Raw genomic sequence first — 15,098 nt, forward strand, 5'->3', positions numbered from 1 at the left:
GCGGTAGGTATCTCGATGTCCGTGAGAAGATCCAAAAGAGGTTTCCTAATAGGTTAGAATTTTGTTGTATGCCCTCCAGACGAAGATTGCTAGCCACCGTCGGCAGTGCGGCCATTACTGGCTTGGCCGGCTGCAGCGGATCAGAGTCGGGTGGTTCCGATACAGTCGATTGTCAAACGAGCGCGTCCGATCACGGTGACGGGGATATTCTAAACACCGGCGCACGCGGGATAGTCGAAGACGGCGACGTGCGGCTCACAGTTCCACTATCCGTCGAGGACGTTCGAGAAAGCGACATCGACAGACTCGAAGTGTATGACTCAGCAGACACGCTGACGTATACGATTCCAGTGTCAGCGGACGACGCCGAACTGATGGCGAACAAGGGAGGCGTCAACGAGGGACAGCTTCTGTACGAGCAATCTCTGGGCCACCGACCGTTCCACGGTCGGTACCGGGTCGTCGCAGTGAACACAGGCGGGGAAGCCGTCGACTTCGTCACCGTTGAGCTCAACTGCTTCCCAGACGTGACCGACTGACTGGTCGGTCCCGTGCATCGCGGTATGCCATCCCTCCGCGATAGATGCACTGAGAAATTCACAGTTCGTGACGCCGATATCGACTCTTCTTACTGGAAGACGGTCACGGACCTGATCGAAGAAATTAATTGGTTATTTTATGTTTCGACTTCCGGCTTAGAGCAACATACTAGGGCCTATAAACAACGAACTTGGCATATCGAAAGACAGTATCTCTATGTGCCTACATATCGTTAGTGGCCGTAATGCGGAGTCAGATCCTCAGTGTACTTGCCGTGGTCGTCCTCGTCACCCTCGCAGGGTGTGGCGGTGCTATTACTGACGAAACGACCACTTCGAACGGAACGAACGAACCGACACCCGAATCTCCGGGTGACACGCCAGACGAACCAACGGCGAGTTCGAATGGGACGCTGTCGGTCAATTTCATCAACGTTGGCCAGGGCTCGAGCACGTTGATCGTCGGGCCGACGAACGAGACGATGCTCATCGATACGGGAGACTGGTCCGACGATGGTGAAGACGTCCTCGCCTATCTCGACGAACACGACATCGATCGAATCGACTACCTCGTGACGACACACGCCGATGCGGATCATATCGGTGGCCACGACGCCGTCATCGACTACCTCGAGACAGAAGGCGACGGGGTTGGTGCAGTGTACGACCCTGGAGTCACGTCGACGTCCCAGACCTATCAGGGATATCTGGATGCGATCGAGGAACACGACGTGACGTTGTACGAGACGCGAGCCGGTGACCAGATTCCGTTCGAGGATGTTGAAACGCAAGTGCTTGCGCCACCCGAGGGCTATCTCGCGAACGGCGATCGAAACGAGAACAGTATCGTCCTTCATCTCGGCTTCGGTCAATCGACCTTTCTCCTTCCAGGGGATGGCGAGACGGCCAGTGAACAGTACCTCGTCGACGAATACGAGGCCGGTCTCAATGCGACTGTCTTGAGTGCTGGCCATCATGGAAGCCAATCGAGTTCAGGGGACGAGTTCCTCGACGTCACTGATCCACGCATCGCTGTCATCTCGAGTGGATACGACTCCCAGTACGGGCATCCACACGAAGAGGTCCTCGAGCGGTTTTCCCAGCGGTCCATTCGGACCTACTGGACGGCAACGCATGGGAACATACAGTTGACGAGCAACGGCTCTGCGATCACGGTCGCAACGCAACAGGACGCACCGACTGCGCCGCTTGAACTTCGAGATGGAGACCCGGTCGAACCTGGTTCTGACACCGGACTTCAGAAGCGTCTGGTCGTTCCAATAGATGGGTCGGCAGCATCGCCGATCATGACTGACGGTGGAACGAACGAATCACCAGAACCGACGGACCAGGAGGGAACGATATCGATTGCGACGATCCACGAGGAGGCCTCGGGTGATGAACGGGACAATCTGAATGACGAGTATATCGTCTTCGAGAACACGGGCGACCAACCGCTCGATCTCACTGGCTGGTCCGTTGCGGATGCTGCAGATCACACGTACACCTTCCCGAGTGGATTTACGCTCGATCCGGGCACACAGGTTACCCTTCACACCGGCAGCGGAACGGATTCCTCGAGTGATCTCTACTGGGGATCTGGCAGCCCAATCTGGAACAATGCCGGTGATACTGTTATCGTGCGAAACGACAGCGGGACTACCGTGCTTCAGGAGGACTACTGATCATGCTTGATGGACGATACACGGCGGTCGTAGACCGGTTCGAGGAGGACCTTGCTGTGGTACTGCTCGAGGACGACGGCGAAACAGTCGATGAAACAGTCCTCGATCGCGAGAGACTCCCCGAAGACGGTCGTCACGCCGGTGCGGTACTGACGCTCGAGCTATCGGACGAGGAAGTAGTCGACATCACGTACGATGAGGGTGAGACTGTGGACCGATCAGAGCGGGCTCAACGACGTTTTGACGAGCTTTCCCAGCGGCCACCATCGAGAGAGGACGATTCGGATACGTCCTAACTGTCGGCAGAATGTGATAGCTACTTGAAATCCAGATCGATATTGAATCTGGGAGTTTTTGTTCTCGTTCCCTTCTATCTCCTATTCGTATGACTATTCTTCGACCGGAACGGGCTTATCGCCAGCGCTGCTACGTGCTATTGGTATCACTAGGATCGTGATACCACGAAGGCGCTTATTCAGCGTCTTCTTCCGAGACTAACACACTTCCAGCCGTGGCTGTGCGCAACGACTGACTCATACCGTCTGTGCGCTCTCGCGATCCCGACTAGAACCGAGTTCCGACTTGAGGAGATGTACGAATTCGGACACAGCATGGAGAGTGGTAACGATGTCGTCGGTGAGCGATCGTTCCATACTCATATCGCTCCGCGTTGGCAGGGAATGCGGAGCAAGGGTGGCAGGAAGATTTCCATGCCCGACGATCTCGAGGAAGGGGTGAATCTCCACGTCCAGGTCTCGAATATCGAATTCGGTCGGTATTACTCATCTTTCCAAATAATACCCTCAGTCGCTGAGGTCAACACAGTCTCACCGTCTGCATTCTCACAAACGACATCCGACACGAACTCGTAGCGGTCATCTCGTTCTACGACTGTGTCATACGTTGATCGACACGTGATCGGTTCGCCAGTGTAGACCGGCTGATGGAAGTTAAATTCCATCGTACTGGCCAACACTTCGTTATCGCCACCCAGTTTCGTCGGGAGAGTCGCGGTCAACAACCCCTGTACCATCACTCGTCCATCTTCATCCGGCTCAGTATGACGAGGTTGGTCGTCACCAGAGAGTTCCGCAAACTGCTGCACATCTTCAACCGTAAATGTTCGCTCAAAAGTGCTCGTCTCGCCTTCGATCGGCTTTGTCATCAGAATCGATTTTTACAGTGAGTATACAACAACATTGCGGTGACGGGACAGCCGTGTGATTTGTACTGGACACTACTCCATGGTTGCTTGTCCGATGTTGCCCCCATTCTCGGACACTATTTTGACCGGGGATTGCTCGAAAGCACCGTTCAATATAGGGAACTTCATTATCACTCTACCTTCGTACGTCACGCCATTCTCCGCCTGATCTGGCGGATAATTACAACTCCAATTCCTGCAATGATAGCCGTATAGATGGGGAGTACGACCATAACCCACGAGATACAATGCCAACCATTGCAGCCCAAGACAGCTATTGTTCGAAGTGAAAGGATCCATAGGAGTCTACCTTCGGCTAATAATCCATTCCGTGATACGAATGCAAAACCGACTGAATACATCAGTAGGAGACCGGACAGTATCACAAATGTCCCTATATCAACAATAGAGATATTAAAGGGCCTCTTTTGATCCATGAGAAGAACCGATTGTATAGAAGTAAATGTCTTCTGGTAATCGTGTTCGATGCGCACTCTGTACTTAGCAGACCAGAGTGTCCTCTGTCTGCATATTCATCCCTACAGAACGTGAAGAATCGCGCTATCAGCACGAAAATCAGCTTGAATCTCTGCTCACACGTCCTCGAGGACCAGCTTCGCGGACACGGTACTCGCGGTAAGTACGTATGCCAACTGAACGGACAACACTCTTTGATGAACCAGCACTACGACGGACGATGGTTGGAATTGACCTTGATGAGGTTGATCGGACAATCCTTCACGAACTCCAAGAGGAAGCACGCAGAACGACTGCTGAGGAGATGAGTGAAGCGGCAGGCGTCTCTGCCAGCACTGTCCGAAACAGGATTGAAAGATTAGAGGAAGAAGGGGTGATTGAGGGATACTACCCACACATAGACTACGAACAAGGGGGCTATCAACTCCACCTGTTCATTATTTGCCGAGCACCACCAGCCGAGCGTGCAGAACTCGCTGAACAAGCATTGGGTATCGTCGGTACAGTAACTGTCCGAGAGATGCTCAGTGGAGCAAACAACCTTCATATCGAAGCTATTGCTGAGAATTCCGATGCGGTCGATACTGTTACGGGGCAAATAGATGATCTTGGGCTTGAAATCGTGAGTACCGAGATTGTAAAGGAAGAGCATATTCAGCCCTTCAATCATTTTGGGCCTGCTCCAAGTACCGATACAGACGAGAAGTAATTCCGCTCCGTCTGAAATGCTGTCTCAAACGGGTGCTGGCTAAACTGTTGAAACCCCCTCGATTTTCCGTATCGCCTGCGGAATCCTCAGCATATGAGGTGACGGTATCCCCAATACGCTTGTCCATATGAGCCGTTAGTATATATGTGACTACGAATTCCCCAACTGAATCTCAACAATCGGGGGCCGAGTTAGAAGATCTGTCGCACGACACGGTCTTCACTTTACTCTCCGATCACCGTCGTCGGAGAGTCTTGGAGTTACTCCTCAGTCACGACCGTCCGTTAACCATCACTGATCTTCGGAACGAAGTCGTAGAACAAGAGCAGAACAGAGAAATCACAAACATCCCCAGGGAAGATGTGAAAGAGGTTCATGCTGCACTCCACCACAACCATATCCCAAAACTGGCCGAGGCCGGAGTCGTTATATATGACCAAGAAAGGAGCATTGTGGAACCAACAGGGAAAATCAGCCAAGTCGATCCATTTCTTCCATAGGAACCCAGGAACTGCTGGCGAACAGTGTATCACCTGTACTTCTCCCTGTCCTCGAGGACCGGCTTCGCGGACACAGTACTCGCGGTAAGTACGTATGCAGATTGGTCGCTACTCCAAAGGAATGGTGAGAGTCAGACGGTGTTATGCCAGTAATCGGTGGCGCGGTACAGGAGATACAGGACAGCGTTAAGCACACCAGTTACAGCAAAGACCTGCCCGAGTTGGAGCCAGAGTTGCTCGAAGGGCAGTCCAAGATCACTTACTCCGTATGTGAACACCGCAGAGATAACTCCCCAAATGATCAGGATTGCCGCAATACGCGCGCCGTCTTCGATATATGACGATACCGCTTGTGGCTGAGGAATGGAGGCCTTATCAGACATATTGGCACGATTCTAACTTCACTGGCAAATATTTCACGGATTTGATAGACTAGTACGGTGCCTGTTCCCCGTCGATAAGTGCTCCTCCTGTACTTATCCCTGTCCTCGAGGACCGGTTCACGGACACGGTACTCGCGATAAGTAGGTGTATCCACCTATCGATGCTCGAGTGCTTCTCGCAAAGCCTGTACGGGATCGTCATCAGCTAAATGAGCAGCGACCCTTTCTTCAACAGATTCAGAAACCATTCCTTTGTCGATAAGCTTCAGTACTAATTCTTCTGCCTCTTTTGCATACGGCTCACTGTTGGGCCCAACCATTGTCAAATATTTTAAATTATGGCACGTATTTAGTTTTGCTGGCTATTCACTGATGGAGAACTGGAGTATAGTGGGGAAGTGAACGCCCCTCTGCATAACAATTTAGTGACTATACTCGGACCCCAACGATATGGAACCAAAGGAGTACACGATTCTGTTCGCACTGGATGTGATTGCAACCGTCGTTGGAATCTTTGTCTACATTGGTATTGGCGGCTCGTTCTGACGAGCAGCTCACCCGTCCTCGAGGACCGGATTCGCGGACACGGCATACTGCAAGGATCCACACTAGATCGTGGCTGCATACAATCCACTGCTACACAACAAGACCCTCTTCTAAGACCATTGTGTGCATTCGGTGGCGTTAGATTCACTCGTGACAGATTAGCTGGGTTATTGTTTGCATTTAGTGCCGCCAGATTCAACTTTACTGGCTCAATAGAGCAAGTACGTGCATGAAGGGGATCGAAATTCAAGACACGGCACCTGGCGAACTCATTTCCTACGGGAAGAAGTCGTACTACAAGCCGGATCCACTACCGCCCTCACGCGACCTCGCGTTAGATTCGGACTTTTACGACCTGCTCGCCGACGCCACGTTTTGGCTCGGCAAACTCAGCGGTGTCAGTCTCGAGCTCGACTTACCGCCCGTCCTCTACACGTCGCTTCTACGGAAAGAAGCGATGGAATCGGCCGAGATCGAGGGAGCGGATGTCGACTATAACGCTCTCTATAGCCTCGAGACGCGAAGTTTCGAGGAAGCTGAGGACGAATATTCTATCGAATCAACGAGTAAAGCAGATACCAAGGACACCCAAGAAGTCCTCAACTACGAGCAGGCTGTCGAAGACGGTATCGAGATACTCGACAGCGAGGGAGAGATTTCTGTTTCGCTTCTTCACGATCTTCACGAAACGCTACTCACGGACGTTCCGGACGACCGCGTCGATACCGACACGATTGGCGACTACAAGGCGATACCAAACCATCTCGGAGACTTTCTGCCACCAGTTCCGGGCGAAGTCGACGGGCTGATGGACGCCCTGGTGACGTACTACCGAACCGGCGGTAGCTATCACACGCTCGTCGACATCGCGCTCTTCCACTACCAGTTCGAAACGATCCATCCGTATGGTGACGGGAATGGACGGCTCGGTCGTCTGCTCATCACACTCCAACTGTACGATAGCGGTCTTCTCGAGCGTCCGAACCTCTATCTCAGCGAATACTTCAATCGGAACAAAGCCCCGTATGTCGACCGCATGGACGCTGTCCGATCCCGCGGCGACTGGGAAGCATGGATCTCGTTTTTCGTGAAAGGGGTTGCCCAGCAGGCAGAGGAATCCGTTACTCGAACGGTGGCACTAGACGAACTACGACGCAGTTACGAGGAGGAGTACGGTGGCGTCCAGTACGCGAAGAATCGCTTAGCGTGCAGTCTCTTCGAACAGCCGTACGTAACGACCAAAACAGTCGCGAAGAGGCTCGATATTGAGCGATCGACTGCGTACCGTGCGATTGACACCCTGGAAGACGAAGGCGTCTTAGAGGAAGTGACGGGCAAAGATCGCAACAAGGAGTACCGGGCGAAGGAAATATTCGAAATCCTCGAGCGGCCGCCCCAAACGTACTGAGCTTTCAGCGGACAAATCGGGAACCGCTATCGCTCGAAGCTCTCGTCGTCGCGTTTGAGGCGATTGAGTTTCGTTGTGTCTCGTCCGAGACGCGAATGAACGCGCTCATTCGTCTGTCTCATACCTCCGCTTTCGGGTAATCGTTCGGGTTGATCACTGACACTTCCCACGTCCTGGCTGACGTGCATCGTGGACCGAGGCAGTTCCGGCTCGTCCGTGATCTTCTCCCACCGTTGCTCGAGGAGTTGCAGTTCCTCAGCGACGTCGGTATTCGATTCCATCGATTTCGGATAGTACTGTCATTCTCCTCGAGGATGTTAGTGACTTCGTCCCTAACGGATGGCTTGACTCAACAGAGAACTCCGATCCGGTCGTTTTCAACATCGGTATCGCTATCTTCCTCGGCAAGGCGTTCTTCTCTATCCAGTGCTCGACTAGAGACAACCGAAGTTTTTTCGTGGAACATGATCTATTCTGTACATATGGTTGAGCCCTCCGCATTTGATTCACCGTCGGATAACTACGACATCTCCACAGTTGATCTCGATGACAACCGCTACGAGGTCAAGCAGTCAGCGATCAGAAACAAGTATGTAGTTCGTGACAGCACTGGCGAGGTCGTCCTGCGCGGGAAACAGAAGATGTTCAAGATGAAAGAGGAGTTCCCGTTCGTCACCGGTGACGATGAGGACGCGTTCACTGTGAAGGCTGGCGGTATCATGGACGTTGCAGGGAACTACACCATCACGGACGCAGGCACCGGCGAGGAAGTCGTCGTCCTCGACGAGGATTACTCGTTGTTCGTGGAGAACTGGACGATTCGAGACCCCGACACGGGGGAGGCGTTGGCGACTATTCAATCGAAGAGCAAGCCTCTCTCCGCACTTCGTCACCTCGTCTCCGTTGCGAACTTCATCCCGAACAAGTACGAGATATTCGATGCCGGCGGCGACCATGTCGGCGACATCGAAGGGAAATTCTCACTGCGAGATTCCTACACAGTCAGTATCGACGACGCCAGCGACATTCCGAAAGAGGCTGTGATCGCTTCCGCGTGTATCCTTGACGCTCTCGAAAACCAGTAATCTTGAATCAGCCGGAGTCAGTGAGAGAGAACAGGCCACTATCAGACTATAGTTGCATACGACCTATTAATACACAACGATACTACCCATTACAGATCGTTGTTTGCATTTAGGGTCGTTAGATTCATTTGCTCGAGTGGAGTAGAGCGGTTACAGGTAGAACAGTCGCAATGCCACGGCATTCAGGCCGTGGATACGCGCCGTCACTTTCTGCCGATAGCGTTGTATTCCGCGTTCACTTCGTAGGCGGACTTCTGGCAAGAGAACTGTTCGCCGTGGCTGTTGTCCTCGTTCATGAGCGTCCAATCCGTCCGAGAACAGTGTTAGTTTGTTCGCTCAATTTTCTCCACGGACACACCTCTTCCGGGGGCTTTGTACTCCACGTATCTGAACAGGAACTGAGGGTTTAGAACCCCCAGCGAAGGCCAGACATGGTGGCGACGATCGCGACCATAAGGAGGAGTTCGATCATACTCAGCATCCCGTACTTCTTATTTAAGGCGGAGAGTCGTTCGTGATCGGTTTCTTCGGCGGCGATTTCATCGAACATACCGGCTGTGAATTTGTGGAGTGGTCCAAACCCGAGGACAAGCAGCGCGATAGCGAGGACAAGTGCCGCCCACAGTGACGGTGTCGGGGATGCTAAGAGCCCCATCATGCTGGCGAGGCCGATTCCAGAGCCGATAACGCCGACTGAGACAGGTTCCATGAGAAGGTTCATCTTCGGGACGAACCCCTCGGCGAACTCGGCATTCGCTTCCTCGGAGAGACTCCCCATCACAGGACCGAGGACGACCGCACCGAGCACCGCAGTACCGAACCAGAACGCACCAAGGAGGAGGTGAACGGTAAACATGACCCGGACATCAGCGGATAAATAGCCCACGATCGGGAGTATCAGAGGAATGGCGACAGAACCGACCGCAAATGGTTGGCTAGCGGCATCAGCCATCAACCGGTACCGTTCGCGTCGATTCGCTGGTCTTTGTGCCCCAGTCAGTGACATACTGTATCACTCCCCATGACAAGACAATCATAATTATCATACAAAAAAGTGGTTGGGATGACATAGGGTTGTGAAGGTAGTTTCACAGGGAGGTGTATCCCAAATTTTCTAAACTGGCAGAGATCATCGATCAATAGAACGATCGTACGTTATTGTTATATTTACATAATTGAACAATTCAGACCGTTCTCCGGCTTTAGAGCGACTGAACACGACCACCACTCCTTCAGTCTCCAGCACTTCACAAAGCGGACTGAAAAAATACTTTGAAGTACGATACTCCAGAGTACGATTATCTGGAATATTATTATCTAACCGGTGGAACGTTATGTCCGCCTAATTTCGTGAACAGGGCAGAGGAAATCGCCCGCCTCCTTGAGCTACCCACGACTGAAGTCGTGGGATTCAGCGTGGACTCGCGTTCTGGCCGATTCCTCGGCAGGAGAATAGCCACCATTCACGTTCAACATCCCGCTGTTCAAGCGCACGCCCAAGGGTGCGCCTCCGCCAGACCCAGTTTGGTTCCGACGGAGATACCGTAAGCCGATGTTCTTCGCAGCGTTGTAGTCTGCGTGATTCTCGTACCCGCACTTCAGACACTCGAACTCCTCACCGGTGCGGTTGTCAGGGTGCGTGAACCCGCAGTGCGAGCAACGGCGTGACGTGTTCTCGGGGTCAACCTGCTCAACTGTGATGCCGTGTTCTTCGGCTTTGTACTCGACGTACTCGTATAGGCGGTCGAACGCCCACTTGTGCCCCCATGACGCTCCAGTGCGCTCGCGGATGTCGGTTAAATCCTCGAAGGCAATGACCGAACATCCGTTCCCACGGGCTTCATCGACGAGTTCGTTGCTGATACGGTGAAGCAGTAGCGTGAACCGACCGTCTTCCTTCCGTCCGACTGACTGGATGTTCTCGTGCGCCCAACGCGTCCCGCACTGCTGGAGTGAACCACGGCGTTTCTCGTACTCGCGCCGCCAGTGGTCGAACTCGTTGCCCGTCCAGAACGTGCCCGTCGATGTGACGGCGAGGGTGTTCACGCCGAGGTCAACCCCGAGAACCGTTCCGTTCTCAGGTGTTGCCTGTTTCGACGTGTCGGACTCCACGTCCTTCTTGCAGTGGATGTGAAGTACCCAGTCGCCGTCGTGGTAGTGTAGTTCCGCACCCGTGATTTCGTATTCGTCTGCAAACAGGTACTTCGAGTGCGGCGTGTCACTATCCTCGCCGGGCAGTACGTAGTCGGCTTCGATGCGACCGTCTATGGTGGCGAGAGACACGTAGTCGTCGTGGAATGTGGCGGTTCGGTGGTCGTAGACGACGTGTGGGCTGGTGAACGTCGGCTTCGAGGCTTTCTTGTCGTTTTTCCAGCGTGCGACGACGCTTTTGCAGGCTTCCGCGGCCTTGTTCCTCGCTGCTTGGACGAGTCCACCGTTGAACCCGTCTGTGTTCTCTCGCACATCGTCGTATGTTTCGTCGTCGAGCGTCGTCTTGCTCGTGGTGACGTACTCGCCTGTGAAAGCGTGGTCTACGACGTACTGTGCTGACCAGAGGAAGGTGTCTACGGTGTCTTCGAGGAGTACGGCGTCGTCGCTGTCCACGTCGAGTGCAACGGGGACGGTACGCCGCACCTCCATATCTTATATGGAGCACTGGTTTTTCTTAAACGCTGGGGAGTCGACCTGCCACTGTAGCGTGGTTTGATTCAGCAGTGACGGATTCATCCCACGGCTAAAGCCGTGGGTTTTCTCCTGTATTTCGTATAACTCCCGATCCGCGGCTCGAGCAATGTCGCCCCCACGCGAACCAGCCCGCCGAAGGTACGGAAGTGCAGTGTCAATTAAATCGGAACTCTTTCCTTCTAACTGACTATCATGAACGGTATGCGACGTCGTCAGTTCCTGAAGACCGGAACAGCCCTCCTCACCGTCGCTATCGCTGGATGTGCCCATCCACCGGTCGTCCTCGATATGGACGAGGCGACGGCAGACGACATCACCGGGGCAGTTTCGACGACGATCGATCCCGGTTCGGAGGAATATACTGTCGTCTCCTCAGTCCTCGAGAACGGGTCGGCCACACGGAGCGGGCGCCACGAACTATTCGACCGTACCGACACCGTCCGAGTCGAGGATTCCTTCTACGACGTCTCGGAGACGCGACTCGAGAGTAGCGAGGTGACCGTCTACGACGTCCGCATCGATTTCGACCCGGCCGACTCGACGCCGGAACTCGGTGAGATCGAATACGACGACCTACCCGAGACGGATCGGCAGCGCCTCGATCGAATCATTTCGGAAGACGAGCCCGGCCAGGATGGATACGAAATCGGCGTCGATTACGGAACTACTAGAGAAGTCGGGAACGAGTCGGTGTTCGTTCCGGAGCAGGAGTATGATATCATCGTCTACGAAGGGAATCGGTATCGGGTGGCAGTCGATTCACGAACTACGTCCGAGGCCGAGTATCGGTACGAAGTGACGGAGGTCGCGTCCAGCGTCGACGCATTCGCCGACCAGGTTCGAGAGCAGTATCTGTTCACACTTACTGGCCTTTCCGACGCCGAAAGCGAAGTCGTCGAAGAGGCGATCGACGGCGGATACTTCGAAGACGACGATGCCTTTCAGTCGGTGACCGACCGCATTCGGAAACACGAGGGAATTACTGTCGACGACTTCTACGGAACGTGGCTTCTCGAGTACGAGAGTGTTGAGTATCTCACTTACGCTGAATGGTAGCTGATGCGGGAGGAGAAGTAAGGAAATCGTCGCGATGATGCTTACGGGACACTAGTTGTAGGGGTTTGTTTGAAAGGTGATAGAATTTGCACATTACACAGAAACGCTGACCGAGAGGGACAGCGTTGGAGCCCCCTGTCAATGGGTGTTCGACTGGGGACAGTGGTCCGAAATCGGTGGCAATATGGCAATTGACTTTGGCGGAACGATTTCGGAAGGCGAGGTTCTGGTGATGTCTCGAAGTGGATCTGATAGTGACGATACGATCGGATCGTCCATACCTCGCCAACAGTATACAAATTCTATTTATACGTAACCTTATTGCCCACATGATTTGGTAACACCACTGTTATCGAGTGAAACCAAACAGCAAGAAATTCCGGGTCGTCTTCGTGAGTACAGAAGCAGGTCGGCAATCGAGCTCGCGTTCCTCAATGAAGCATTCGCAACTTGAGGTTGAAGGAGATCACACGGGTATCAGTAGCTAGTCGATGTATTGTGACTGCCACTCTTGTCGCTCTTCGACAGCTTGTTCGCCAGCCTCTGTAATCGCATAATAGTTCGTTCTTCTGTCGATTTGCCCTTTTTCGACGAGATCTTTGTTAACAACTGTATCGAGATTCGGATACAGCCGCCCGTGATTGATTTCACTGCTATAGTACTGCTCAATCTCTTCTTTGACATCTTGTCCTGATGGGTGGGCAGCGCCAGCGATTACGTACAAGAGGTCTCGTTGAAACCCTGTGAGGTCGTCCATGTCACGGATATCCAATTGCAGTGATGTTTGTTATTCACTTGGAAAGAGTCGTAGGCTCACGCAACTGGCAGTTCCGCTATAGTACCGTGTGTTAACCAACAGAGAACCGTGATTTCGAAACTGTTGGTTAAGGATCGACGCTGGTAGTCCGTACTTCAAAATAGAAGTCGGAAGCAAACAACGCTGAGATTTCATTGGTGCGTAGAAGACGATCGGTTTACGACCGATAGACGAAGTACTCGAGCGTATCGATTACTCCACGATCACTTTCGTCACTCCGCTTTCGAGAGTAACTCGTGGACGTATTGATCTTCCCACTCTCGTCGAGCCTCGAGTTCACGCCGGCCGCGAGCGGTGATTTTGTAGAAATTCGTCCGCTGATCGAGCTCGCCTTTCTCGACCAGACCCTTGTCGACGACTTCGTCGAGATTCGGGTAGAGGCGCCCGTGATGGATTTCTTTCTCGTAGTAGTCCTCGAGTTCCTCTTTGATCGCAAGCCCGTGGGGATTGTCTTGTCCGGCAATCGTGTATAGCAGGTCACGCTGGAAACCAGTGAGATCGTGCATGCGGTAATTACTATTTATTGGCAAATAAGGATTTCGAGAGCGACTGTGAGAGAAAGTGTATGCAATATGTAGAGGACGTGATTAGTCGCGTTCAGGGGTGCACCGTTAGACATGACAGTTTCCACCTGTTCGATTGTAGGTTGCCGAAGACGATTCACCGTACTGAACTATCCGACTCGGAGTGGACAAACAGTATCTTTCAGAATATGATTCTTAACCTATTATTATTTAGATCCAGACAATGGGCTTGTATCTATGCAGCGCCGCACACTCCTGGGCAGTATTGCTGCTGCGGCAGTCGGATCGACAGTACCAGCAACTGCGTCGTCGGGTCCAAAGAAAGGAGGGAACCGTCCGAGTCCGCCGTCGAGTTCGAATTCGGCTCGGAACTCGGATATCCTTCCAACTGGAACGGAGCGAATTGCGGAGACGTTCTACAATCAGGTCGAGCAAGAACTCCATCACGGCGCACAGCTCGCCGTCTATCACGAGGACGAACTCGTCCTGAACATCGCTGGTGGAACGACTGGACCTGACGGAGCGGAAGAGACGACGGATACGCGTCACGTTCTCTTCTCGACGACGAAACCATACACAGCAGGGACGGTTCACTACCTCGTCGACGAGGGACTCGTCGATTACGACGACTACGTTGTCGATCACTGGCCTGACTTCGCCCGTGGCGACGAGCGGAAGGCAGAAGTGACGATTCGGCATGTCCTCTCGCACCAATCCGGACTGTACTCGATCCCTGCAATCGATGATTATCCAGAGATCTGGGGCGATCCCGACGAGAAGGAGGTCCTTGTAGAAAAAGCTGAGACCGCATATGAACCGGGTACGCGCACTGACTACCACCTCCTGAGCTATGGGTGGATCATCGATGGTCTCACCCGGAACGTCGTGGGGAAACAGATCGACGAGCTCGCGGAGGAGTCGATTTTCGACCCACTCGGGATGGACAACACGAGTATCGGTGTTGCGGACGCCTCCGAAGTCGATGTTGCAACGCTGGTCGGATTCGAACCGTACAACCAGATCACCGAACCCGACTCACCGGGGTACACGTCCTACGTAGCCGACCTCTTCAATTGGGACCGCGTCCAGGAGAGCGTCGTCGGTGCCGCAACTGGGATCGGAACTGCACGCGATCTCGCCCGGTACTACAACTGCCTCCTGAACAACGGCGAAGACGTCTTCAGTAATCGGGTGGCTCGTGCCTTTACCTCTGTTGAGGTCGAACAGGAGGAGAACGGAGAATACTCCCGCCGTGGACTCGGCGTCCGGTTCGGTGGTGAACCCGGCGACGACTTCGGCATGACTGCCTCACACGGTGTCTATGGACACGGTGGTCTCGGTAGTATCATGTCGTGGGCCGACCCCGACAACGACATCGCATTCGCCTACGTCACGAACGGAATTCGTGATGGGTACGAACACAGCCAGCGTGTCGCCCGCCTTGGTGACACGGTCCGTCACGAACTGTCCTGACAACGAA

The 15,098-nt window shown here is 53.4% G+C and carries 17 protein-coding genes; 10 read left to right on the forward strand and 7 right to left on the reverse strand.

Features of this window, described 5'->3' with window-relative positions; genetic code table 11:
* Positions 1–68: 68 nt before the first annotated feature.
* From NDI89_RS22205 to NDI89_RS24170, 4 genes are all read left to right on the forward strand, one after another.
* Positions 69–539 carry a hypothetical protein gene (locus NDI89_RS22205; RefSeq protein WP_277524825.1) on the forward strand — a complete coding sequence of 157 codons (471 nt, stop codon included), beginning with the start codon at positions 69–71 and terminating at the stop codon, positions 537–539.
* 245 nt (positions 540–784) lie between these two features.
* Entirely contained in the window at positions 785–2,224 is a 1,440-nt protein-coding gene (locus tag NDI89_RS22210; protein WP_277524826.1) for a lamin tail domain-containing protein, read from the forward strand.
* A gap of 2 nt (positions 2,225–2,226) precedes the next feature.
* Positions 2,227–2,520, forward strand: coding sequence for a DUF3006 domain-containing protein (locus NDI89_RS22215; protein WP_277524827.1), 294 nt, complete (start codon positions 2,227–2,229; stop codon positions 2,518–2,520).
* 261 nt (positions 2,521–2,781) lie between these two features.
* Positions 2,782–3,096, forward strand: coding sequence for a DUF7845 domain-containing protein (locus NDI89_RS24170; protein WP_486641880.1), 315 nt, complete (start codon positions 2,782–2,784; stop codon positions 3,094–3,096).
* On the opposite strand, the gene NDI89_RS22220 is transcribed toward NDI89_RS24170, so the two are convergent.
* Complete coding sequence (locus NDI89_RS22220; protein WP_277524828.1) at positions 3,003–3,389, reverse strand: FAS1-like dehydratase domain-containing protein; 387 nt, start codon at positions 3,387–3,389, stop codon at positions 3,003–3,005. The two genes, NDI89_RS24170 and NDI89_RS22220, sit on opposite strands and share 94 nt — an antisense overlap.
* Before the next feature lie 736 nt (positions 3,390–4,125).
* On the opposite strand from NDI89_RS22220, the gene NDI89_RS22225 reads away from it, so the two are divergent.
* Positions 4,126–4,614 (forward strand): Lrp/AsnC family transcriptional regulator, encoded by a 489-nt coding sequence (locus tag NDI89_RS22225; protein WP_277524829.1) that lies wholly within the window; start codon positions 4,126–4,128, stop codon positions 4,612–4,614.
* Positions 4,615–4,760: 146 nt separating this feature from the next.
* Positions 4,761–5,114: a DUF7344 domain-containing protein gene (locus NDI89_RS24125; protein ID WP_425607776.1), complete on the forward strand. Its 354-nt coding sequence runs from the start codon at positions 4,761–4,763 to the stop codon at positions 5,112–5,114.
* Between the two features lie 131 nt (positions 5,115–5,245).
* On the opposite strand, the gene NDI89_RS22230 is transcribed toward NDI89_RS24125, so the two are convergent.
* Both NDI89_RS22230 and NDI89_RS22235 read right to left on the reverse strand, forming a co-directional pair.
* Entirely contained in the window at positions 5,246–5,497 is a 252-nt protein-coding gene (locus tag NDI89_RS22230; protein ID WP_277524830.1) for a hypothetical protein, read from the reverse strand.
* Between the two features lie 155 nt (positions 5,498–5,652).
* The gene (locus NDI89_RS22235; protein WP_277524831.1) at positions 5,653–5,817 is read right to left on the reverse strand and encodes a hypothetical protein; all 165 of its coding nucleotides are present in this window, start codon (positions 5,815–5,817) and stop codon (positions 5,653–5,655) included.
* A 455-nt stretch (positions 5,818–6,272) separates the two neighbouring features.
* Between NDI89_RS22235 and NDI89_RS22240 the strand changes: the two genes are divergently transcribed.
* A complete protein-coding gene (locus NDI89_RS22240) occupies positions 6,273–7,451 on the forward strand; it encodes a Fic family protein (protein ID WP_277524832.1) in 1,179 nt (392 codons plus the stop codon).
* 482 nt (positions 7,452–7,933) lie between these two features.
* On the forward strand, positions 7,934–8,536 hold the full coding sequence (locus NDI89_RS22245) for an LURP-one-related/scramblase family protein (RefSeq protein WP_277524833.1): 603 nt from the start codon (positions 7,934–7,936) through the stop codon (positions 8,534–8,536).
* Positions 8,537–8,942: 406 nt separating this feature from the next.
* Here the strand turns inward: NDI89_RS22245 and NDI89_RS22250 are convergent, their stop codons facing one another.
* Positions 8,943–9,488, reverse strand: a complete 546-nt coding sequence (locus NDI89_RS22250) for a hypothetical protein (RefSeq protein ID WP_277524834.1) — start codon at positions 9,486–9,488, stop codon at positions 8,943–8,945.
* 434 nt (positions 9,489–9,922) lie between these two features.
* Positions 9,923–11,176: an RNA-guided endonuclease InsQ/TnpB family protein gene (locus NDI89_RS22255; RefSeq protein ID WP_277524835.1), complete on the reverse strand. Its 1,254-nt coding sequence runs from the start codon at positions 11,174–11,176 to the stop codon at positions 9,923–9,925.
* Between the two features lie 246 nt (positions 11,177–11,422).
* On the opposite strand from NDI89_RS22255, the gene NDI89_RS22260 reads away from it, so the two are divergent.
* Positions 11,423–12,277, forward strand: a complete 855-nt coding sequence (locus tag NDI89_RS22260; RefSeq protein WP_277524836.1) for a hypothetical protein — start codon at positions 11,423–11,425, stop codon at positions 12,275–12,277.
* Positions 12,278–12,761: 484 nt separating this feature from the next.
* Here the strand turns inward: NDI89_RS22260 and NDI89_RS22265 are convergent, their stop codons facing one another.
* Both NDI89_RS22265 and NDI89_RS22270 read right to left on the reverse strand, forming a co-directional pair.
* Positions 12,762–13,034 carry a PadR family transcriptional regulator gene (locus NDI89_RS22265; protein WP_277524837.1) on the reverse strand — a complete coding sequence of 91 codons (273 nt, stop codon included), beginning with the start codon at positions 13,032–13,034 and terminating at the stop codon, positions 12,762–12,764.
* A 272-nt stretch (positions 13,035–13,306) separates the two neighbouring features.
* Positions 13,307–13,600, reverse strand: coding sequence for a PadR family transcriptional regulator (locus NDI89_RS22270; protein ID WP_277524838.1), 294 nt, complete (start codon positions 13,598–13,600; stop codon positions 13,307–13,309).
* 255 nt (positions 13,601–13,855) lie between these two features.
* On the opposite strand from NDI89_RS22270, the gene NDI89_RS22275 reads away from it, so the two are divergent.
* On the forward strand, positions 13,856–15,091 hold the full coding sequence (locus NDI89_RS22275; protein ID WP_277524839.1) for a serine hydrolase domain-containing protein: 1,236 nt from the start codon (positions 13,856–13,858) through the stop codon (positions 15,089–15,091).
* Positions 15,092–15,098 lie beyond the last annotated feature (7 nt).

The organism is Natrinema salsiterrestre (assembly GCF_029502005.1).
Classification (GTDB): Archaea; Halobacteriota; Halobacteria; order Halobacteriales; family Natrialbaceae; genus Natrinema; species Natrinema salsiterrestre.